The 21891-nt window shown below is 75.5% G+C and carries 18 protein-coding genes; 9 read left to right on the plus strand and 9 right to left on the minus strand.

What is annotated here, in order from left to right; translation table 11 throughout:
* Window positions 1-55: 55 nt before the first annotated feature.
* From ACH4OA_RS23915 to ACH4OA_RS23930, 4 genes are all read right to left on the minus strand, one after another.
* On the minus strand, window positions 56-1777 hold the full coding sequence (locus tag ACH4OA_RS23915; RefSeq protein WP_397970708.1) for a hypothetical protein: 1722 nt from the start codon (window positions 1775-1777) through the stop codon (window positions 56-58).
* Window positions 1778-1902: 125 nt separating this feature from the next.
* Window positions 1903-2958 carry a type I phosphomannose isomerase catalytic subunit gene (locus ACH4OA_RS23920; RefSeq protein WP_397970710.1) on the minus strand — a complete coding sequence of 352 codons (1056 nt, stop codon included), beginning with the start codon at window positions 2956-2958 and terminating at the stop codon, window positions 1903-1905.
* A 14-nt stretch (window positions 2959-2972) separates the two neighbouring features.
* Entirely contained in the window at window positions 2973-3815 is an 843-nt protein-coding gene (locus ACH4OA_RS23925; protein WP_365881270.1) for an SDR family oxidoreductase, read from the minus strand.
* Between the two features lie 176 nt (window positions 3816-3991).
* Window positions 3992-4813 (minus strand): DeoR/GlpR family DNA-binding transcription regulator, encoded by an 822-nt coding sequence (locus tag ACH4OA_RS23930; RefSeq protein ID WP_397937343.1) that lies wholly within the window; start codon window positions 4811-4813, stop codon window positions 3992-3994.
* Between the two features lie 365 nt (window positions 4814-5178).
* Here ACH4OA_RS23930 and ACH4OA_RS23935 point away from each other — a divergent pair, with 365 nt between their 5' ends.
* The 5 genes from ACH4OA_RS23935 to ACH4OA_RS23955 all read left to right on the plus strand — a co-directional run bounded on the left by ACH4OA_RS23935 (window position 5179) and on the right by ACH4OA_RS23955 (window position 13206).
* On the plus strand, window positions 5179-6720 hold the full coding sequence (locus tag ACH4OA_RS23935; protein WP_397970712.1) for an FGGY-family carbohydrate kinase: 1542 nt from the start codon (window positions 5179-5181) through the stop codon (window positions 6718-6720).
* Complete coding sequence (locus ACH4OA_RS23940; RefSeq protein ID WP_397970714.1) at window positions 6713-8227, plus strand: FGGY-family carbohydrate kinase; 1515 nt, start codon at window positions 6713-6715, stop codon at window positions 8225-8227. Before ACH4OA_RS23935 ends, ACH4OA_RS23940 begins: the two co-directional genes overlap by 8 nt.
* Entirely contained in the window at window positions 8224-8829 is a 606-nt protein-coding gene (locus tag ACH4OA_RS23945) for a histidine phosphatase family protein (protein ID WP_397970717.1), read from the plus strand. The genes ACH4OA_RS23940 and ACH4OA_RS23945 overlap by 4 nt, the downstream gene beginning before the upstream one ends.
* Window positions 8830-8856: 27 nt before the next feature.
* Window positions 8857-9900, plus strand: a complete 1044-nt coding sequence (locus tag ACH4OA_RS23950) for a 2-hydroxyacid dehydrogenase (RefSeq protein ID WP_397970720.1) — start codon at window positions 8857-8859, stop codon at window positions 9898-9900.
* A 1224-nt stretch (window positions 9901-11124) separates the two neighbouring features.
* Window positions 11125-13206: a SpoIIE family protein phosphatase gene (locus ACH4OA_RS23955; RefSeq protein ID WP_397970722.1), complete on the plus strand. Its 2082-nt coding sequence runs from the start codon at window positions 11125-11127 to the stop codon at window positions 13204-13206.
* A 50-nt stretch (window positions 13207-13256) separates the two neighbouring features.
* Here the strand turns inward: ACH4OA_RS23955 and ACH4OA_RS23960 are convergent, their stop codons facing one another.
* The 5 genes from ACH4OA_RS23960 to ACH4OA_RS23980 form a co-directional block, all read right to left on the minus strand.
* On the minus strand, window positions 13257-14483 hold the full coding sequence (locus ACH4OA_RS23960; RefSeq protein ID WP_397970725.1) for an MFS transporter: 1227 nt from the start codon (window positions 14481-14483) through the stop codon (window positions 13257-13259).
* Window positions 14484-14952: 469 nt separating this feature from the next.
* Window positions 14953-16197, minus strand: coding sequence for a cytochrome P450 (locus tag ACH4OA_RS23965; RefSeq protein WP_397970728.1), 1245 nt, complete (start codon window positions 16195-16197; stop codon window positions 14953-14955).
* A complete protein-coding gene (locus tag ACH4OA_RS23970) occupies window positions 16194-17342 on the minus strand; it encodes an amidohydrolase family protein (RefSeq protein ID WP_397970731.1) in 1149 nt (382 codons plus the stop codon). The genes ACH4OA_RS23965 and ACH4OA_RS23970 overlap by 4 nt, the downstream gene beginning before the upstream one ends.
* The gene (locus ACH4OA_RS23975; RefSeq protein ID WP_365884184.1) at window positions 17339-18226 is read right to left on the minus strand and encodes an NAD(P)-dependent oxidoreductase; all 888 of its coding nucleotides are present in this window, start codon (window positions 18224-18226) and stop codon (window positions 17339-17341) included. The genes ACH4OA_RS23970 and ACH4OA_RS23975 overlap by 4 nt, the downstream gene beginning before the upstream one ends.
* On the minus strand, window positions 18223-18561 hold the full coding sequence (locus ACH4OA_RS23980; RefSeq protein ID WP_365884185.1) for an antibiotic biosynthesis monooxygenase family protein: 339 nt from the start codon (window positions 18559-18561) through the stop codon (window positions 18223-18225). Before ACH4OA_RS23980 ends, ACH4OA_RS23975 begins: the two co-directional genes overlap by 4 nt.
* Window positions 18562-18959: 398 nt before the next feature.
* On the opposite strand from ACH4OA_RS23980, the gene ACH4OA_RS23985 reads away from it, so the two are divergent.
* The 4 genes from ACH4OA_RS23985 (at window position 18960) to ACH4OA_RS24000 (ending at window position 21842) form a co-directional block, all read left to right on the plus strand.
* Window positions 18960-19697 (plus strand): SAM-dependent methyltransferase, encoded by a 738-nt coding sequence (locus ACH4OA_RS23985; RefSeq protein ID WP_397947542.1) that lies wholly within the window; start codon window positions 18960-18962, stop codon window positions 19695-19697.
* Window positions 19698-19826: 129 nt separating this feature from the next.
* Complete coding sequence (locus tag ACH4OA_RS23990; RefSeq protein WP_397970734.1) at window positions 19827-20174, plus strand: hypothetical protein; 348 nt, start codon at window positions 19827-19829, stop codon at window positions 20172-20174.
* Between the two features lie 277 nt (window positions 20175-20451).
* Window positions 20452-21549, plus strand: coding sequence for an enoyl-CoA hydratase/isomerase family protein (locus ACH4OA_RS23995; protein ID WP_397970737.1), 1098 nt, complete (start codon window positions 20452-20454; stop codon window positions 21547-21549).
* A 92-nt stretch (window positions 21550-21641) separates the two neighbouring features.
* A complete protein-coding gene (locus ACH4OA_RS24000) occupies window positions 21642-21842 on the plus strand; it encodes an SCO3870 family protein (protein WP_397970740.1) in 201 nt (66 codons plus the stop codon).
* Window positions 21843-21891: the final 49 nt, after the last annotated feature.

The raw sequence follows: 21891 nt of genomic DNA on the forward strand, positions 1-21891 counted from the left end.
ACGGACACACGGCCCGGCCCCGCGCCGCCCCGCGTCGGGACGGCGGCCGGCCGGGTCAGTGCAGCGGGACGACGTCGACGAGCGCCGGCGGGAGGCCCTCGCCCGCGTGGATGCCGAGGCGCAGCGCGTCCTGGGTGCGGATTTCCGCGGGGGACGCGCGGGTCCAGGCATGGACGGCCGACGCGGCGGCGTCGAAGGAGGCCCAGGCGGGACGGTCGGCCCAGTGCGCGCGGAGTCGCGTGTCGTCTCCGAGGAGCACGGTGCAGCCGTGGCCGGTTTCCTCCACCGCGATCAGAGCGCACCCGGGGAACCGGGCGGCGAAGTCGGACCACCGCACCGCGTCCGGGTACGGATATCTCGTGTGCGGCAGCAGGAGGACCTCGGCCGACCGGGGCCAGCGGCGGTCGGGATCGTCCGGGTCCGCGGTCAGATGGGCGGCGGCGAGGTGGTCGTGCGGCGCCTGCTGGAGCGCGGCGGGAAAGCGGCGCAGGGAGATCTCCGGGTCCCGGCCGCCCTGGTTCACGGCCGTGGACACCAGCGTCGCGGGCAGGTGAGGGAGCCGGCCGGCGCGCGGCGAGGGGACCGACGGGACGGGTACCGCCCGGGTCGCCGCGGGGTACGGCGGCTCGGGCAGGCTCAGCCGGGAGTAGAGCAGCCGGCGTACGAGGGCGGCCGACTTCCCGGGTTCCGATGTCACGCTCCGTCTCAGCGCGGCCAGCTCCCCGTCGTCCCGCTGGGTGTCGGCGGCGTGGGCGAGCTGGGCGGACAGCGGCCGCGTCCCGGTGATGCCCGGGACGAGTCCGCGCAGGCGCCGCATGGGGGATCCCGGGGCGACGACGGGATCCCGGAAGGCGCCGAGAAGGCAGGGGACTCCGAGCGCGACGCCGTACAGGGTCAGTGAACCGTGGTCGCCGATCAGGAAGTCGGCCGCGCACAGGGCGGCTTTCCACACCTCCGTTTCGGGAGCGGGCAGGACGAGTCCCGCGTCGACGAGGGAGGCCAGCCAGGTGCGTAGCTGCCAGGCGCCGTGTCCGTACCAGGCGTTGGGGTGGACGGCGGCCAGCACCCGGAACTCGTCGGCGGGCAGTTCCGCGAGGGCCCGGCGCAGGATGCCGGTCCGAGGCGAGCCGAGGACCGAACCATGGCCCCAGGTCGAGGAGACGACGACCAGACGCTGACCGGGCAGCAGACCGAGGGCCTCCCGGTACACGGCGCGGAAGGCCCGGCCGGCGCTCAGCTGGTCGAGAACCGGGTCGCCCACGACCTGGGCGATGGGCAGGGCCCGCGGGCAGCCCTCGGCCAGCCGGTCGAGCTGTTCCGTGTGCGACAGCGCCAGCGCGGCGGGAAGCAGCCTGCCCTCATGCACGAGCCATTCATCGGTGAGCCCGAAAGCCCCGCCTTCCCGGCCGAGTCTCTTGTTGTAGCCGGCGCCGTGGGGTGCGAACACGACGGGACAACGGAGCCGGTCGAGGTCTCCGCCCCGGCTCGTGGCGACGGCGATGTCGAAGGACCGGGACACCGCCTCGCTCCACGGAAGGTGCAGCATGCCGTGCGCGGTGAGGAACGCGCCGGTCCCTTCGTCGAGGGCCGACGATCCGGTGCAGGAGAAGAACACCTGCACCCGCTCGTCGTTCTCGAAGACGGACAGCAGATCCAGCAGCCGGGTGGCGGAGGTGATGTTGTGCACGACGCCCAGGACGCTGCGCTCGGCCGGCACCGTGCTCCAGCGCCGCCCGTCACCGCGCAGCGCGACGGGCAGCCGCCCCACCTCGCCCACGCCTTCACCCCCGTGATCGTCCGGCCCGTGGAGGCACACGATAGTCCCGGGCCGTTCGCGCTGTCGTGGCGTGTACCGGACTTGGGGGCGGTTTGGTGAGCCGCCCCAAAGCCCGTGCCGGGGCGTTACCCGGCGAGCGCCGTGATTGCTTCCGGGCCGTGGCCGGCGGTGAGCAGGGGGGTGCGGATGTCGGTGTCGAGGTCGGGGAGGTAGCCGAGCAGGACGTCGGCCGGGCCCTCGATCCGGAGCCGGCCGAGTGCCGCGGGCAGCAGCAGGCTCTCGGCCCGGCCCAGCCGCTCCCGTCCCCCGGGAGTCGCCACGGTGACGGGCGCCCCGGCGTTGCTGAGGACCAGCGCGGTGGAGAACGTGTGCACCAGGGGCGCCGTGGTGCCGGCCCGCCACCGCTCCAGCGCGAAGTAGGGGCCGGCGCACAGCACGGTGCGCTCCACGCCGTCGTCCACCCGCGCGCTCAGTCCGGAGCGGAAGTCGGGGCGCGGTCCGGGCCGCCATTGCGCCAGCAGCCGGTCCAGGTTGGTGCGCCACTCCTGGTCCGTGAGCGGCGAGCCGTCCTCCATCCGGTGGCGCATGGCGTGCTGCTGGATGTCGGAGGTCTGCTCGATCTCGTAGACGAGGGTGCCGGGGCCGAAGCTGTGCAGGGTGCCGCCCGGGACGTACAGGGTCTGCCCGGCGCGCACCGGGAGCCGGCGCAGCACGGCGTCGAAGTCCTGTGCCAGCAGCGCCTGGTGGAGCCGGTCGCGGTCGACCCCGGGCTTGACGCCGGCCAGCGCGGTGGCCCCGGGAGCCGCCTCCAGGACGTGCCACGCCTCGGTCTTGCCGTTGGGCTCGCCCTCGAACCGGCGGGCGGTCTCGTCGTCGGCGTGCAGATGGACCGGGAGCGGGCCGGTGGCGTCGATGAACTTCGTCAGCACGGGGAAGCGTTCACCGCGCCAGCCGCGCCCGACCAGCTCCTGCGGATGCTCCTCGGTCAGCTGCCGCAGGCTGCGCCCGGCGAGCGGGCCCGCGGTCACCACGGAGCCTTCGCCGTCCACGTCGCTGACCTCCCACGTCTCGGCGACCGGGCCGTCCGGCAGCCCGGCGCGGCCCCACCGGCCGGCCAGGACGCGCCCGCCGAAGACGTGCTGCTTGACCGGCGTGGTCAGGCGCAACGGATACCAGTCCACGGGATGCGCGCTCCTCACAGGATGGGCTGGCCGCCGGTGACCGCGATCCGGGCGCCGGAGACGTACGAACCCTCGTCCGAGGCGAGCAGCACGTACACCGGGGCGACCTCGGCCGGCTGGCCCGGACGGCTCAGCGGCACGTCGGAGCCGAAGCTCTCCACCTGCTCGGGCGGCATCGTCGCGGGGATCAGCGGGGTCCAGATCGGGCCGGGGGCCACGCTGTTGACGCGGATCCCGCGGTCGCCCAGCAACTGGGCCATGGCGCCGACCATGTTGGCGATGCCCGCCTTGGTCACGTCGTAGGGCAGCAGGGTGGGCGGCGGCATGTCGGAGTTGACCGAGGTGGTGGCGATGATCGACGCTCCCGGCCGCATATGCGGCACCGCCGCCTTGCACAGGTGGAACATCGCGCTGAGATTGGTCGCCAGCGTGCGGTCCCACTCCTCGTCGGGGATCTCCTCCAGCGACGTCCGGGTCATCTGGAACGCGGCGTTGCTCACCAGCACGTCGATCCGGCCGAACGTCTCCACCGCCCGGCCGATCACCTCCCGGCAGTGCGCCGGTTCCACGAGGTCGCCCGGCACCAGCACCGCCTTGCGCCCGGCCTGCTCCACCCACCGCGCGGTGTCGCGGGCGTCGTCTTCCTCCTCGGGCAGATAGGAGAGCAGTACGTCCGCGCCCTCCCGGGCGAAGGCGATGGCCACCGCCTTGCCGATACCGCTGTCCCCACCCGTGATCACCGCGGCCTTCCCGGCCAGCCGGCCCGACCCCCGGTAGCTGTCCTCCCCGTGGTCGGGCCTCGGTCGCATCTCCGCTTCCGTGCCGGGAGGCTGTTGCTGCTGCGCGGGCTGAGTCATCGGTTACCAGCTCCTTGACCTGGGCAAACGTGATACGGGACGGAGGGCGACGCCCGCGAGGGGCGGGCGCGCCGTCCGTGTCCCGCGATCGGGTTACCCGGACCAATCACCGGAAACCGCCCGGACGGCCGAATGTCGGGCGCCGACGGGACGGGTGAGTGAGGACCGTGTGATGTTCACGTGCCGGTGGGCGTTCGGGGCGTCCCGGGCGGATGGCCGGCCGTGCGGACGCGGACCCCGCTGTCGCGCAGCCGCCGCACCTCGGCCGCCGGGGCCGCCTCGTCGACGAGCACCAGGTCGAAGTCGGTGAGCGGGGCGAGCGCGTACAGCCCCTGATGGGCGAACTTGGTGTGGTCGACGAGCAGCACACGGCGCGTGGCGGCGGCCATCATCGCCTGCTTGACCTGCACCGTCTCCGGTGACATGTGATAGCAGCGGCCGCCGGTGACCGCCGTGGTGGACAGGAACAGCACATCCGCCCGGAACGCCCGTACGCTCTGCGCGGTGTGCGCGCCCATGAACGCGTCGTAGGCCGGGAAATAGGTGCCGCCCAGGGCGATCAGGGCCACGCCGGGCTCACGGGCCAGCGCGGAGACGACCGGCAGCGAGTTGCTGATCACGGTGAGGGGCGTGTGCCCGGGCAGGTGCCGGACCAGGTGCAGACAGGTCGTGGAGTCGTCGATCATCACCACCTGCCCGGGGGCGAGTTCCCCGGCGGCGGCGCGCGCCAGCGCCTGTTTGGCCCGCACCCTCGTCGTCAGGCGCTCGCCGGCGCTGCCGTGGAACTGCGTCGAGGGCAGACTGCTCGCCCCGCCGCGCACCTTGCGCAGCCAGCCCTGTGCCTGGAGCGCGTCCAGGTCGCGGTGGACGGTCATCACGCTCACACCGAACTCGGCCGCGAGGTCGGCGGTGCGGACGAACCCCTCGCTGGTGACCCGCTCGCGCACCCGGCCGCGCCGTTCCTCCCGGGCCTCCGTCCGGGCGTCCGCACCGGGCATGGCAGCCGCTCCTCTCGGGTGTCCCCCCCGGGTGACCGAGCGCCGCACCGCTGTACGCGAGGAGCACGAACGGGGAGGAACTCGTGAGAAAACCACAGGAACGTAACACGGCCACAGCGGGCCGTGAACCGGCCGCCGGCCGCGCGAACGGCGGGTCGGCCCCCGGGCGGACGCGGGCCGGTCCGGGCCGGACGGCGATGTCACACGGCGCCCGGAGCCGGCCGCGGGATAAGCCGCACGGCCGATTGACGGCCCGCTCGGGCAGGCGTTTGGCTGAGGACCGCGAGCCGCACGCGGCCGGACCGCCCGGTCCGGCGGACCCGGTCGCCGGGCGCGGCCCGGGCGGAGGGGCAGGGAGGGCAGTCATGACGGTGCTCACCATCGACGTCGGAACCTCGGTCATCAAGTCCGTCGTCTTCGACGACCAGGGCCGCGAACTGACGGTCTGCCGCATCGGCACCGAGGTGCTGCGGCCCCGCCCCGGCTGGGCGGAACAGGACATGGACGCGGTGTGGAACGCCGTCGTCCACACCGTGCGCGACGCCCTGGACCGGCTCGGCCCCGGCCGGGACCCGGTCCGGCTGGTCGGCTTCACGGCCCAGGGCGACGGCTGCTGGCTCGTCGACGGCGACGGCCGCCCCACCGGCCCGGCGATCCTGTGGTCCGACGGCCGGGCCGGCGACCTGCTCACCCGCTGGCAGGCCGACGGCGTCCTGGACCAGGCGTTCCGCCGCAACGGCTCGCTCACCTGCAGCGGCATGCCGAACGCGGTGCTGAGCTGGCTCGCCCGGCACGACCCGGACCGGCTGCGGCGCTCCCGCACCGCGCTGACGGCGGCCGGCTGGCTGTTCCTGAAGTTCACCGGGGTGCGCGCGGTGGACGAGTCCGACGCCTCCGCGCCCTTCCTCGACCACGCCACCGGCGGCTACGACCCGGCGATCCTCGACCTGTTCGCCCTGCGGTGGGCCGAACCGCTGCTGCCGCGCATCCTCGGCGAAGGGGAGCGCGTCGCCGAGCTGACCCGGCACGCGGCCACCGAACTCGGCCTGCCCCCCGGCCTGCCCGTCGTCATGGCGCCCTACGACATCGCCGCCACCGCCCGCGGCGCCGGCGCCGTCGAACCCGGCCAGGCGTGCGCCATCCTCGGCACCACGCTGTGCACCGAGATCGTCAGCCGGGAGCCGGACACCGGCGGTGAGCCGTGCGGGATCACCATCGCCTATCAGGGGCGCGAACGGGTGTTACGCGCCTTTCCCACCCTCGCCGGGACCGAGGTCCTGGACTGGGCCTGCCGCACCCTGGCCGTAGCGGACCCCGCCCAGCTCGGCGGGCTCGCCTTCGGCAGCCCGCCGGGCGCGGGCGGACTGGGATTCCTGCCGTACCTCTCGCCCGCCGGCGAGCGCGCCCCGTTCCTCGACCCGCGCGCCCGCGGCGTCTTCTGGGGCCTGTCCCTCGACCACACGCCCGCCCACCTCGCCCGCGCCGTCTTCGAGGGCCTGTCCCTCGTCGTCCGCGACTGCCTGACCGCCTCCGGCACCCGCGTCGGCGAACTGCGCCTGTGCGGCGGCGGCGCCGCAAGCGACGGCTGGTGCCGGCTCATCGCGGACGTCACCGGCGTGCCGACGGCCCGCGGCACCGACACGGAACCGGGCGCCAAGGGCGCCTTCCTGACCGGGCTCGTCCGCACCGGCGCGGCCAGCGGCATGCGCGAGGCCGCCGCCCGGTACGTCCGCACGGGCGCGACCTGGGAGCCGGACGCGGAACGGACCGCGTTCTACGACGGGCTCTACGACACGTACATCACCTGGCGCGCCGCCGCCCGCTCCCTCGGCTGGTCCTCCGCACCCGCGCCCGCGCCGGCCGCCCCGCCGCCCGCCGCCTTCGCCCCGGAGGCCCCGCATGTCTGACGCGCTGCCCGCCGACGCCGTCCACCTCGGGCTCGACCTCGGCACCCAGAGCGTCCGCGCGGTCACCGTGGACGGCACCGGCCGGCTGCTGGGCGCCGCCTCCCGCCCGCTGACCGGCCGCCGCGACGGCGTCCGCCACGAGCAGGACCCCGAGCAGTGGTGGTCCGCGCTCGCCACCGCCTGCCGCGCGGCCCTGACCGGCGTCGACCCGCGCCGGGTACGGGACCTGGCCGTGGACGCCACCTCCGGCACCGTGCTCCTGGCCGACCCGGCGGGCGTCCCGCTCACCCCGGGGCTGATGTACGACGACCGCCGCGCCGACGCGCACACCGACCGCGTCAACACCCTCGGCGCCCCGGTCTGGGACAAGCTGGGCTACCGCGCCATGCAGCCCTCCTGGGCCCTGCCCAAACTCCTCTGGCTGCTGCACGACCGGGCCCGGCCGGGCGGCGCGGCCCCGCCCGCGGGCGCGCGCCTGCTGCACCAGGCCGACCTGGTCACCTGGCGGCTGGCCGGGCACCAGGTCCCGGCCGACGCCAGCCACGCCCTGAAGACCGGCTACGACCTCGTCGCGGAACGCTGGCCCGAAGCCGAGCTGGACGCGCTGGGCGTCCCGGCCGGGCTGCTGCCCGACGTCGTACGGCCCGGCACGGTCCTCGGCACCGTGTGCGCCGCCGCGGCCGAGGCGACCGGCATCCCGGCCGGCACCCTCATCACCGCGGGCATGACCGACGGCTGCGCGGCGCAGATCGGGGCCGGCGCGCTCACCCCCGGCGCCTGGAACTCCGTCCTCGGCACCACCCTGGTGTTCAAGGGCGCGAGCCCGCACCTCGTCCGCGATCCCGGCGGCGTCGTCTACTGCCACCGCGGCCCCGACGGCACCTGGCTGCCCGGCGGCGCCTCGGGCAGCGGGGCCGGCGTCCTCGCCGCCCGCTTCCCCGGCGCGCGCCCCGCCGACCTCGACGCGCTGACCGCGCGGGCCGCCGCGACCGGCTCCACCGCCGTCGTCTACCCCCTGGTCGGCTCGGGCGGCGAGCGCTTCCCGTTCCGCGCCCCCGAGGCCGTGCCCTTCACCCTCGGAGAACTCTCGGGCGAGGCCGAGGAGTTCCACGCCTGCCTGCTGGGCGTGGCCCTCCTGGAACGGCTCTGCTTCGACTACCTCGACCACCTCGGCGCCCCCGTGACCGGCCCGCTCACCTTCACCGGCGGCGGCGCCCGCAACCCCTACTGGTCACAACTGCGCGCCGACGTCCTCGGCCGCCCCGCCCGGCTGCCCGAACACGCCGAGAGCGCCGTCGGCATGGCGGTCCTCGCCGCCACCGCCTCGGGTGCCACGCTGGCGGAGGCGGCGGGCGCCATGGTGCGGCTGCGCGGGGAACTGCGTCCCGACCCCGCGCGCACCGCCCGCCTGCTGCCCGTCTACCTCGGCTTCGTGGACGCGCTGGCCCGCCGCGGCTGGCTGCCGCCGGCCGTGGCCGCACACGCGCGCGGAAGGGCCCGGCCGTGACCGACTTCGTGCTCGTACGCCACGGGGAGACCGTGTGGCACGCCGAGAACCGCTACGCGGGCCGCACCGACGTGCCGCTCACCGCACACGGCCGCCGGCAGGCCGCCGAACTGGGCGCCTGGGCCGCCGGACAGCACCTGGACGCCGTGCTCTGCTCACCGCTGTCCCGGGCCCGGCTGACCGCCGCGCCCGCCGCGACCGCGCTCGGCCTCCCCCTCCGGGTGGACGAGCGCCTGTACGAGGTGGACTTCGGCCACGGCGACGGGCTGACCCGCGCCGAGATGGCCGAGGCGTTCCCCGAGGCGCTCGCCGCCTTCCTCGCCGACCCGGTCGCCCACCACCTGCCGGGCGGCGAGGACCCCGCGGCGGCGGCCGGCCGCGCCACCGGCTGCCTCCAGGAGACCGCGCGTGCCCTCCCCGACGGCCGCGTCCTCGTCGTCGCCCATTCCACCCTGCTGCGCCTGGCGCTGTGCGCACTGCTCGGCATCCCCCTGGCCCGCTACCGCCGGGTCTTCCCCGTCCTCGGCAACGGCGCGCTGACCGAGCTGCGGCTGCGCGACGGCCAGGCGGCCCTGCTGCGCCTCAACGTCCCCGTCCGCTGACACCGCCGCTTCCCCGGGAGTGCCACCGTGCCCACCACCGTCCTCGCCGCCGGCGACCACTTCGTCCTGCCCCGGCTGCTGGAACAGGAACTGCGCGCCGCCGCGCCCGCCGGCTGCGAGCTGGACGTCCGGCAGCTCCGGCTGCCCTGGCCGCACACGCCGTTCGGCAGGGTCGCCGGGGTCGACGAGGCGTCCGGCACCGAGGAGGAGATGATCGAGGCGCTGCGCGGCGCCCGGATCTGCGTCACCCAGCTGGCGCCGCTCACCGAACGGGTGCTGGCCGCCTGTCCGGAGCTGGAACTGTTCTGCGTCAGCCGCGGCGGACCCGTCAACGCCGACCTGGCGGCCGCCACCCGGCACGGCGTCGCCGTCTGCTACGCCCCGGGCCGCAACGCCGTCGCCACCGCCGAGCACGCCCTCGCGCTGATCCTCGCCGCCGCCCGCGGGATCGGCGACGTCCACACCGACCTCAAGCGGGGCGTGTGGCGCGGGGACACCTACGACTACGCGCGCTGCGGCGTCGAGATCGACGGCTCGGTCGTGGGACTGGTCGGCTGCGGCGCCGTCGGTTCCCGCGTCGCCCGGGTCCTGCACGCCATGGGGGCCACGGTCCTCGTCCACGACCCCTATGTGCGGCCCGAAGAGGTGCGCGGCGTCGCCGAACTCGTCTCCCTGGACGAGCTGCTCAGCCGCTCCCGGATCGTCTCCCTGCACGCCCGGGTGACCGAGGAGACCCGGGGCATGATGGGACGGGCCCGGATCGAGGCGATGCCGCGCGGCTCGGTCCTCGTCAACTGCGCCCGCGGCGCCCTGGTCGACTACGACGCGGTGTGCGACGCGCTCGACTCGGGCTGGCTGGCCGCGGCCGGCTTCGACGTGTTCCCCGTCGAACCGGTGCCGGCCGGCTCCCGCCTGCTGTCCACGCCCGGTGTCGTCCTCACCCCGCACATGGCCGGCGCCAGCCGCGAGGTCGCCCACAAGGCCGCCCGGATCGTCGCCGCCGAGGCCGGCCGCTTCCTACGCGGCGAACCACTGGCCCACTGCGCCAACCCGGCACCGCGGGCTGGCTGACCCACGCGCCCGGCGCCCGGTCCGGTCACCGCGGGTGCGGTCCCGGCGGCCTGCGGCCTGCCTACCCCGCGGCCGCCGCAGGTCCGGCTGTGCCGGGCGCGGGCCGCGCCGCGCCGCCCCGCCCCGCTCCGGGCTGCGCCGCCCCGCTCCGGGCTGCGCCGGGCTGCGCCGCGCCGCCCCGTGTCGTGTCGAGCCGTGTCGGGCCGGGCTGCGTCGTGCCGTGTCGGGCCGTGCTGCCCCGCGGCGTCCCGCCCCGTGCTGCCTCGTCCCGCCCCGCGCCAGGCCGCGCCGGGCCGAGCTGCTCTGGGCCGCGCCACGCCACCCCGATCCGCCCCGCGCCAGGCCGCGCCGGGGCGCGCTGCCCCGCGCTGCCCCGCCCGCGCCGCGCCGCGCTGCCCCGCGCCGCCCCGCCCCGCGCCGGGCCGCGTTGCTCTGGGCCGCGCCGCTCCGGGTCGCGCCGCGCCGCCCCGCCCCGTGCTGCCCCGCGCCGCGCTGCCCCGGGCCGCGCCGCGCCGCGCTGCCCCGCCCCGCGCCGGGCCGCGTTGCTCTGGGCCGCGCCGCTCCGGGTCGCGCCGCGCCACCCCACCCTGCGCCGCCCCACCCCGTGCTGCCCCGGCCGCCCCACCCCGTGCTGCCCCGGCCGCCCCGCCCCGTGCTGCCCCGCGCCGCCCCGCCCCGCGCTGCCCCGCCCCGCGCCGCCCCGCCCCGCGCTGCCCCGCGCCACCCCGCCCCGCGCTGCCCCGCCCCGCGCCGCCCCGCCCCGCGCTGCCCCGCGCTGCCCCGCGCTGCCCCGCGCTGCCCCGCGCTGCCCCGCGCTGCCCCGCGCTGCCCCGCGCTGCTCCGCGCCGCGCCGGGCCGCGCCGGGCCGCGTTGCTCTGGGCCGCGCCGCGCGGGACCGTGTCGGGCCGGGGTGGGCTGGGCCGCGCCGCGCCGGGCCGTGTGGGGCCGGGCTGCGCTGGGCCGGCGTCGTGCCGTGCCGCCGTGCCGCGCCGAATCGTGCCGCGCCGCCCCGCGCCGTACCGCGCCGTACGGCGGCCGGGGACCGTGCCGGTGTGGCCGGGCGGGCCCCCGGCGCGGCGGTTTCGGCGGTGTGCCGCCGTGGCCGTCCCGGGCCCCGTGCCGCATCGTGGAAAGGGCCGCTGATCTGCGGGACGACCGCTCGCCCCGGCCCGCGGGGCGAGCCGGTCGCCGCCGGTGACGCCGGCCGAGGAAGGAGCGCGCGCCATGAGGCGAGAGGAGCAGCGCCCGGAGCAGGCGGATCACCTGGCCGGCGCCGCGGCGGACCCGAGCGGGCTGATGGACCTGCTGGGCGTCGCCGCGGTGCTGCTGGAAGCCGACGGCAAGATCGACATGTGGAGTCCGCAGGCCGAACAACTGTTCGGCTATACCGGTGACGAAGCGGTCGGCCAGTACGCCGCGCCGCTTCTGCTCCACCCCCAGCACCAGGACGCGGCGATCACCCTGTTCGCCGACGTGATGGAGACCGGCCGGGGCTGGGCGGGCGCCTTCCCGGTCCGGCACAAGGACGGCAGCACCCGGATGGTGGAGTTCCGCAACGTCCGGCTGACGGACAGCCTCGGTGACCACTACGCCCTGGGACTGGCCACCGACCGGATCGCCCTGCGGCAGATGGAACGCAAGCTGGCCCTGTCCAACCGGCTGGTCACCCAGGCGCCGATCGGGCTGGCCGTCCTGGACACCGAGCTGCGCTACCTGGCCGTCAACCCGGCTCTGTCGGCCATGCACGGGGTCTCCGAGGCCGGCCACCTCGGCCGCCGCTTCCGCGAGATCCTGTCCGGCGCGCCCTTCCTGGACGCCGAGACCGTGATGCGGCAGGTCCTGGCGTCCGGCGAGCCCGTGGTGGAGGAACAGGTGGTGGGCCGGACGGCCGCCGACCCGGGGAACGAGCACGCCTGGGCCGTGTCCGTCTACCGGCTGGAGGACCACCAGGGCCGGGTGCTGGGCATCGCCAACGTGGTGGTCGACGTCACGGACCGCTACCGGGCGGCGAAGAAGGCCGACGAGGCCCAGCAGCGCCTGCGCCTGATGGCCAACGGCTCGGCCCGGATCGGCACCACCCTGGAGGTCGAGCGCACCGCCCGGGAGCTGGCCGACGTGCTGGTGCCCGACCTCGCCGACATGGTCTCGGTGGACCTGCTCGACTCGGTGCTGGAAACGGGCCGCACGGACCTCGGCGAGGGCCCGGCGCTGTTCCGCGCCGTGGCGGTGAAGACCGCGTACCCGACGGACGCCGGCCGGGCGCTCGTGCCGCCCGGCCACCTCACCACCTACCACGCCGAGCACCCGGCGTCGTACTGCATCCGCAGCCGCCGCCCCTTCCTCCTCACCCACCTGGACGGCGGCGAGCTGGCCCGCATCGCCACCGACTCCGCGGCCGCCGGACTGCTGGCCCGGGCCGGTGTGCACACCGACATGGCCGTCCCGCTCATCGCCCGCGAGAAGATCATCGGCGTGATGAGCCTGGCCCGGGCGCGCAACCCGCTGCCGTTCGACGACGACGACCTCACGCTCGCCTGCGAGCTGGCCTCGTCCGCCGCGCTGAGCATCGACAACGCCGTCCTGCACCAGCACATCCGCAGCGCCGCCGAGACCCTCCAGCGCAGCCTGCTGCCGCAGCTACCGCCGGGCCGCCCGGGCCTGGAGCTGGCCGCCCGCTACCGGCCCGCCGAAGCCCGCAGCGAGGTCGGCGGCGACTGGTACGACGTGATCGCACTCGACGGCGACCGCACGGCCCTCGCGGTCGGCGACGTCATGGGCAGCGGTATCCCGGCCGCCACCACCATGGGCCGGCTGCGCACCGCGACCTCCACCCTGGCCGACCTCGACCTGGAACCGGCCCGCATCCTCACCCACCTCGACAAGATCACCCGCGATCTGGACCCGTACATCGCCACCTGCCTGTACGCGGTCTACGACCCGCACCGCGAGCAGCTGCACGTGGCGTCCGCCGGCCACCTGCCGCCGGTCCTGGTGCGGGCCGGCGGACAGCCGCACCTCCTCGACCTGCCCACCGGCACGCCGCTCGGGGTCGGCGGCGTCCCGTTCGAGAGCACCACCATCGGCTTCGGGCCCGGCGACCGCCTGGTGCTGTACACCGACGGGCTGGTGGAGACCCGCCACGATCCCATCGACGAACGGCTGGAGGAACTGCTGCGGCTGCTGGCCCTGGCCGACCGGTCCCCTGAGGAGACCTGCGACCGGCTGCTGCGGCAGCTGTGGCACCCGGCCGGCCACGACGACGTGGCCCTGCTCATCGTCCGGGCCCAGCCGCTCTCCGCGGACTGAGCGGCCGCCCGGTCCTCCGCGGGGCGGCGGACACCGGCGGGCGGAGGGCGTCAGAGGCGGGGCAGGGTGAGGACGGCCAGGACGGCGAGGGCGGCCACGGCGGCGAAGAAGACGAAGCCCCACGGGTGGCCGATCCCGGCACTCACCAGCGCGCCCGTGACCGTGGGGCCGACGAGGGAACCGATCCGGCCGATGCCGGACGCCGAGCCGAGCGCGGTGCCGCGCACGGAGGGCGGGTAGAAGCCGGTGACGTACGCGTAGACGAGCACCTGCGCCGAGAAGACGAACACCCCGGTGAGGAAGACCACCGAGTCGAGCAGCAGATCGCTGTGCATCCTGATGCCGAGGCAGGCCAGCAGGGCCGCCGAGACCGCGAACCAGGCCGCCGTGGTCCGCTTGATGCCGCGCCGGTCGGCCACGAAGCCGCCCAGCACCAGACCGGCCACCCCGCCCGCGTTCAGCACCAGGAGCTGGGTCACGGCCGTGGGCACGGGATAGCCGGCGTCGTTCATCAGCTTGGGCAGCCAGGTGTTGAGGCCGTACACCAGCAGCAGACCCATGAACGAGGCCGCCCAGATCCCGAGACCGGCGCGCAGGTACGCCGGCTTCAGCAGCTCGGTGAACGGCACCCGGACGGCCCCGGCCGGGTGCCCGGCGCGGACGAACGCCTCCGACTCCGGCAGCCGGAACCACTGGACGGCCGCGGTGACCAGCCCGGCGGCGCCTAGGACGTAGAAGAGGACCTGCCAGTGCCCGGCCAGTTGGAGCGCCAGCAGCGAGGTGATCACGGCACCGGTGTGATAGCCGGTCATGACCAGCGTGCCGGCGCGGGCCCGCCGGTCCGCCGGCAGCCGCTCGGCCGTCAGCGTGAGCGACACGGGCATGCACGCGCCGAGGCCCACCCCGGCCGCGAACCGCAGCAGGGCGAACACCGTGACGGAGCCGGCGAGCGGCACCAGGAGGGTGAAGACGGAGAACAGCACCACCGAGGCGATCAGCAGCAGACGCCGGCCGAGCCGGTCGGCCAGCGGACCGACCAGCATCGCGCCGACGGCGACGCCGGCCAGCGACAGCGTGGCGACGGTGGTCGCGTCCCCGGCCGTCATGCCCAGGTGACGGGTCTTCAGCAGGGTCGGGATGATGGCGCCGAGGACGACGAGGTCGTAGCCCTCCAGCAGGACGGTGACCCAGCACAGGACCACCGTCCAGACGGTACGGCCGGTGGCTCCGGTCCCCGTGGCGGTGCCGGGGGAGCGGGACGGGGCGACGGACGGCATGACGGCATACCCCCTGGAGCGGCTGCGGGTCCGGTGCGGGAGTGCGCGACGGACAGTACCGGGGGAGGGCGGGGGAGCGGAACGGGTGGGCCGCGACGGGTGGCCGGCGGTGTCCGCGCGGAGGACGGCCACCGCGCCGTACCGGCCCGCCCCCGCACCAGTCCCGGCGTGGTCGGCCCGGCGTGGTCGGTGCCGTGTCGGCGGGCCGCTCGTCCCGCAGGGCCGCGAAGACCTCCTCGGGGTGCGGCAGCGGCCCTCGCGCGGACCGCGGCGGCGGTACGGGCCGGTCCGGCAGGTACGACGGCAGGCGGCGCAGCCAGGCCTCGAAGACAGCCTGGGCGAACGCGCGCGGCACGTCCCGCGCGCACGCCGCTTCGGCCGCCCAGCCGACGAACGGCCGCGTCAGCGACGCGGCGCACACCGGGGAGGGCGCGGCCCGGTCACCGGGAAGGCTAACGTGCGGCCGGGCTCAGGCGGCCGGGTCGAGGACGACCGGCAGTTCGGCGAGGCCGCGGAAGGCGGGGAACGGCACCTCCAGCCACCGGGGGCCGCCGGCCGGGTGGGCCAGGGCCATCCGGGGGAACCGGTCGAACAGGAGGGTGAGGGCGAGCTGGGTCTCCAGCCGGGCCAGCGGGGCGCCCAGGCAGTAGTGGCTGCCGTGCCCGAAGCCAAGGTGGGCGTCCTGCGCGTTGCCCGGCCGCCGGACGTCCAGCTCGTCCGGGGCGTCGAACTTCAGCGGGTCGCGGTTGGCCGAGCTGAGCGCGACCTGCACCAGGGCGCCCTTGGGGATCAGGGTCCCGCCGTACTCCACGTCCTCGGTCGCGTAGCGGAACGTCGCGCTCTCCACCGAGCCGTCGTAGCGCACCAGTTCCTCGACCGCCGCGCGGATCAGCTCCGGTTCCTCCCGTACGGCGCGCAACTGCGCGGGCTGGGACAGCAGATGGTGCACGGCGTTGCCGATGAGGTACGCGGTCGTCTTGTGGCCCGCGAACATCAACAGGAAGGCAGTGGAGACCAGTTCGCTCTGGGTGAGGGCGCCGTCCTCGCCGTCCCGGGCCGCGATGAGCGCGCTCAGCAGGTCGTCACCCGGCCGCTCCCGCTTGGCGGAGACGAGCTGCGTGAAGTACGCGTGCAGCTCCTCCTCGGCCTTCTGCTGGGCCCGCTTGAACTCCTCGCCGAACCCGGTCTGCGCCACCGTCGTGGACAGCCGCTGCAGCCCCGACCGGTCCTCGGCCGGCACGCCGAGCAGGTCGCAGATCACGATGATGGGCAGCGGGAACGCGAACGCCGGGAGCAGGTCGACGGGTTCCCGGGCCGGGCACGCGTCGAGCAGACCGCGGACGACCTCCTCGATGCGCGGGCGCAGCGCCTGCACCCGCCGGGGGGTGAAAGCGGAGTTGACCAGCCGGCGCAGCCGGGTGTGCTTGGGCGCGTCGGAGTTGAGCATGTTGTCGTCCAGCGCGACGGACGAGTCACCGAAGATCCTCCGGTAGGCGTCCATGGCCCCGTACATGTCCTTGCTCAGCCGCGGGTCCGACAGCGCGGCCCGCGCGTCCTCGTACCGGGTGATCAGATACGTCTCGTTGCCGTGCGGCGGTGTCATGGGACAGACGGGCGCCGCGGAGCGCAGGTGGGCGTAGACCGGGTGCGGATCGCGACGGAACTCGGGGGTGCACCGCTCGGCCGCGGTGACGGCCTCCTGGGTGGTGGTCACGGACGGCTCCTGAGGTCGAAGAGGGTCTGGGCGTTGCCGCCGAGGATGAGCTGCTGGGACGCCTTGTCGAGCGGCAGCTTCTCGATCATGTGGACGAAGTCCTCCAGCGGCGCGGCCATCGGCGGCGAGTCGGTGCCGAACAGCATCCGGCCGGGGCCCAGCACCTCCGCGTTCAGGCTCAGGTGCGCCGCGCTGAACGGGCTGGTGTCGACGTACATGCGCCGCAGCGCGGCGGCCGGGTCGGCCGCGGGCTCGACGGCGTCCGGACCGGGCGCCGGCCGTACGACCGGCGGTGCCCCGCCGGTCCGAGTCCCGCCGGCCCCTGTCCCACCGGTGCCTGCCCCGCCGGTCGGGGGTCCGCCGGCCGGGGACCCGCCGGTCCGTGCCCCGGCCGCCGCGTCCGCGGTGCCCGGACCCCGGCCGCCCGGGGACGCGGCGGGCGTCCCCGGGCGGCCGCCGGCGGGCGGCGCGCCCCCGGCCCAGTGCGGGGGGCGCGCCGCGGTCTGCAGCCGCTCCGGCAGCAGCGCCAGCGCGCCGCCGCCGGTCGCGCCGATCAGCCGCAGCCCCGGGTACTTGTCCAGCCACCCCGCGAACGCGATCATGGCCAGGCCCAGCGTGACATCGCCGAAGCGCCCGATCTGCTCCACGAAGCCGGACTGCTCGACCCGTTCGGTGCCGGCCGGTTCGGCCGGCGCGTGGACCAGGACCGGCACCCCCGCCTCCGCGGCCAGCGCGAAGAAGGAGTCGGCGCGGCGCGAACCGAGCAGTTCCCCGTGCACGCTGGACGTGGTGATCAGACCGACGAAGGCGGGGTCCGCCAGCGTCTCCCGTACGCCTTCGAGGTGATCGTCGTCCCCGAACGGGTTGGCGTACACATAGCCGCGCAACTGGTCCGGGAACCGGCGGATCAGGCCCGACATCCAGGCGTGGAACGCGCGCAGCCGGTCCCGCGGCTGCGCGTAGTTGTCCACGCCGGGCACCCGCGCCATCGCCCCGGCCCCGACCGGGCTGCCGATGAGAGTCAGGTCGATGCCGGCCTCGGCGCGGGCGGCGAGCATGCCGTCGACGTCGGTCAGGCTCGGGGGCATGGGGAAGCGTGCGGCGGCTTCCGGTGGGGACAGGTGCCCGTGGATGTCGATGATCACGTGTCGGTTCCCGGTTTCGGTCTCAGTGCGCGGGTGACCGCGGCACAGTCCTGGTCGCCCAGTCCCTGCTCGGTCGCGCGGACGTGGGTCTCCGCCGCGGCGGTCGCCAGCGGCAGGCTCAGGCCGGCTGCTGCCGCCTGCTTGGTAGCGAGCATGAGGTCTTTCGCCATCAGGCGCAGCCGGAAGTCCGGCTCGTCGAACCGGTCGGCGGCCAGCCGCCGCGACTTGAACGCCATGACCGGGGAGGCGAAGCCGCTGCCCGCGATGGTCTTCAGGACCAGCCTCCGGTCCAGTCCGCAGGCCTCCGCCAGTTCGGTGGCCTCGGCCAGCGCCTGCACCTCGATGCCCATCAGCAGGTTGAGGAGCAGTTTCATCCGCATGCCGGAACCGAGTGCGCCCAGATGGACGACCTCCTTGCCCAGCGTCTCCAGCAGCGGACGGGCGGCGGCGCACGTCTCCTCCGTGCCGCCGACGAACAGCCGCAGCTCTCCGTCGCGGGCGTGGTCGCGGTTGCCGAGCATGCCCATGTCCAAGACGGCGGGCAGGTCCCCGGCGATCTGCACGACCTCCTCGGGCGCCACGGTGCTGGCGCACAGCAGGATGCCCGGGTACGGACCCCGCGACAGGACGCCGTCCGGGCCGCGCAGCACGCTGCCCAGGGCCTCGCCGTCGGCGACGGCGCACAGCGCGGCGACCGTGCCCTCGACCGCCTCGGCCGGGTGGGCGGCGACGTGGGCGCCGGCCTCGGCGAGCGGCGCGGTCCGGTCGGCGGTGCGGTTCCAGACCCGGACCGGCACGCCCTGGTCGAGCAGACGGCGGGCCAGCCCGGCGCCCATCGCGCCCAGGCCGAGTACGGCGACGGGGCCGCGCGGGATGCGCGTCATGACGCCACCCCCCGGGTCTCCTTGATCACGCGGTACCGCAGCGACTGCCGCTGGTCCACGAACTGGCGCAACGGCGCGACGAGTTCGCGGTGCTCCTCGCTCTGCTGCCAGGCGAAGAAGTGCTCGGCCGTCTGCCACTCGCTGGTGATCACCCACTGACGGGAGTCGTCGGCGGGCTCGCCGAGCCGTTCGATGAGGTGACCGGGCGTCCCGGACACGGACTTCCGGAGCTGTTCGTACAGGTCCAGGAAGCCCTGTTCGCCGCCCTCGACGACGCGGACGGCGAAGACGACGCCCAGCTTGTCGGCCGATCGGCCCTGGTGGTTGGTGCCCATGGTTCCTCCTGAGTGAGATCCGGTGGGACACGCCTCCCACGGACTCATGTCGCCCGTACGGCCGCAACTCCGAATGGGGCGGGGTCCAGTGGGGACAAGGGGTGCACGGTGCGTCATTAGTCATTTCGGGTGAGTGTCGGACCGCTTCCGGCGTCTCGCGGCGGAGCGTGGCGGGCGGCCCCGGGAAGGGGTCGGGCTGGTTACCCGTTCGAGTGGCCGCCGCCCGCCGCCCGCCGACCGCCGCCCGCCGCCCGCCGCCCGCCGCCCGCCGGCCGGTGTCGGGTCCGGGCTCCGCCGCACCGCGCGGGAGCGCGCGCCTTGTTCGGATGCGTCGCCTTGTTCGGATGCGTCGGCTTATTCGGATGCGTGGGCGCCGGCGGCTGTGTCAGGCTCCGGCGGTGGACCACGACGAGATCTCCCGGCACGCGCACGCGGACCATCCGATAGCGGCGCCGCTCGACGACGACGCGGTGCGCCGGCTGCTGGAGCGGGGGCTGCCGCGGGGTGCCGGACGCGTGCTCGACCTCGGCTGCGGCGGCGGGGAGTGGCTGCTGCGCGCCCTGACCGCCTGGCCGGGGCTGCGCGCCGAGGGCGTCGACGTCTCCGGGCGCGCGCTGGACGACGCGCACCGGGCCGCGCGCCGGCTCGGCGTGGACGACCGTCTGGAACTGCACCGGCAGGACGCGGCGACGTTCACCGCCCCGCACGCCTTCGACCTCGTGCTCTGTGTCGGGGCCACGCACGCGTTCGGCGGCCTCCTGCCCGCTCTAGCGGCGGCGCGCCGGCATCTGGCACCGGGCGGCCGCGTCCTGGTGGGCGAGGGGTTCTGGGACGGCGAGCCCTCCGCCGAGGCCGTCGACCTGCTCGGTGACCTCGACGACCTGCCGGTCACGGTGGACCGGATCGTCGCGGACGGCTGGACGCCCGTGCACGCGCACGTCAGCACGCGCGAGGAACTGGACGCGTACGAGTGGGCCTGGACGGGATCGCTGGCCTCCTGGGCGCTGGACCGCCCCGCCCATCCGGACAGCGCCCGGGCGCTGGAGACGGCCACGGTCCACCGCACCGAATGGCTGCGCGGCTACCGGGACGTCTTCGGCTTCGTCTCCTTGGTCCTGCGTCCTACCGAGGGCTGAATCACCAAGAATTGGCCAAGATCGAACAATATATGTTCTTATTCGGGCTGTCCGGAGATCATTTCCGGCCTGACCGCGCCGTCGTGCCGAAACCGCCAGGCCGGTGAGCAAGCCCCAGGAGAACAACGCATGTGGGTGGCTCTCTTCGCCGTTGCCGCCGAGGTGACCGCCCTGGTCCTCTACACGGTCCGCCGGGGTCGCGGCGCGGACCTGCCCTCGCTCGGCCAGGTGGACCTGCGCGACCTGATCCTCGCCGCGATGGCGGTGGCCGCCGGCGGCGCACTGACCGGGAACCAGGACGCCGGACCGGACGACCTGATGGCGCTGCTGCTGTGCGGCTGCCTGCTGCCCACGCAGGCGGGCGCGGCGGTGAGCCGCATGCACGCACGGTGGTCCTCGGCGGCGTGGGTCATCGCCTGCGCGGGCGGCCTGGCCGTGGGCACGCTGAACCAGGACACGGCCTGGCCCTGGAGCTGACGGCAAGGGGCGCGGGCCCAGGTGGCACCGGGCGCGGACTCGGGTGGCGTCGAGCGCGAACCCGGGCGGGGCCGGGCGGGTGGTGCCCGCGTGGTGGTGGGTGTGAGGAGCCCCTCCCCGTCCGGCCCCGCCGGACGGGGACCCGCGGAGAGGGGGTCGCCGTCGCCTCGGCGGGCGGCGCACGAGAAGATCGTCGGCGACCCGTGGTGCCCGATCCGGAAGGAAGCGACCAGATCATGCGTGACATCGTGGCCCGTGGCCTGACCGAGGGGTGCGGATGACCGGCGGCGCGCGGACGGCCCCGCCCCACACGGCCGAACCCGTCCTGGCACGCACCGAGGGACGGGCCGCGTACCTCACGCTCAACCGGCCCAGGGCGCTCAACGCCCTGAACCACGGCATGGTCCGCCGGATCACCGAGGCCCTGACCGCCTGGGAACACGACCCGGCCGTGGAGACCGTCGTCATCACCGGCGCGGGGGAGCGCGGGCTGTGCGCGGGCGGCGACATCCGCGCCGTCCACGACGACGCCCGCGACGGCGACGGCACCGCCTCCGCCGCGTTCTGGCGCGACGAGTACCACCTCAACGCCCGTATCGCCCGCTACCCGAAGCCGTACGTCGCCGTGATGGACGGCATCGTCATGGGCGGCGGGGTCGGCGTCTCCGCGCACGGTGGCGTCCGCGTCGTCACGGAGCGGTCGCGGATCGCCATGCCCGAGACCGGCATCGGCTTCGTCCCCGACGTCGGCGGCACCCATCTCCTCGGCCGCGCCCCCGGCGAACTGGGCACCCACCTCGCGCTGACGGGCATGGAGATCGGCGCCGGCGACGCCCTGCTGTGCGGGCTCGCCGACCACTACGTCCCGGCCGCGTCCCTCGGCGCCTTCGCCGCCGACCTCGCCGCCGTCCCCGTGGCGGACGCCCTGGCCCGGCACGTCCAGCCGCCGCCGGCCGGGCGGCTGGCCGGGCAGCGCGACTGGATCGACAGCTGCTACCCGGCCGGCACGGCCGAGGAGATCGTCGAGCGGCTGTTCGCCCACGGCGACCCGGACGCGAAGGAGGCGGCCGAGACCCTCCTCGCCCGGTCGCCCACCGCGCTGAAGGTCACCCTGGCCGCACTCCGCCGCGCCCGGCGCCTCGGCTCGCTGGAGCGGGTCCTCGACCAGGAGTACCGCGTCTCCCTCGCCGCCCTGTCCAGCCCCGACCTGGTCGAGGGCGTACGGGCCCAGCTCGTCGACAAGGACCGCCGTCCGCGCTGGTCGCCCGCGACCCTCGCCGAGGTCACCGACGCCGACGTGGCACGCTTCTTCGCACCGCTCGGCGACGGCGAACTGGGACTCGCGGCAGACCCGGCCGGCGACGCCGCGCACTGAACCGGCCACGGTCCGGCCGACGCACCGCATACCGCCGGGCGGGAGATAGTCTCGGTGTCGATCAATCGTCTCGTGGCTTGGAGGAAGTACCCATGACGAAGGCCCCGTTCATCGCCATGGCCGCCGGCACCGCGGCGCTGGGCACCGCACTCGGTTCCCTCGCGCTCCGGCTGCGCGCGGACGGCTATGAGCAGTACGTCGAGTCCGTGGCCACCTTCAGCGTCCTGATGTACGTCACCGCGGCGCTGGTCCTGGTGACCTGGGTCCGGGACGGCCGACCGCACGCGAACTGACCCTGCTGCCGGTCACCGTCCTGCACGGTCTCTCTCCCCCGACCGCAGA

The sequence above is a fragment of the Streptomyces sp. NPDC017095 genome (assembly GCF_044332325.1).
Taxonomy (GTDB): domain Bacteria; phylum Actinomycetota; class Actinomycetes; order Streptomycetales; family Streptomycetaceae; genus Streptomyces.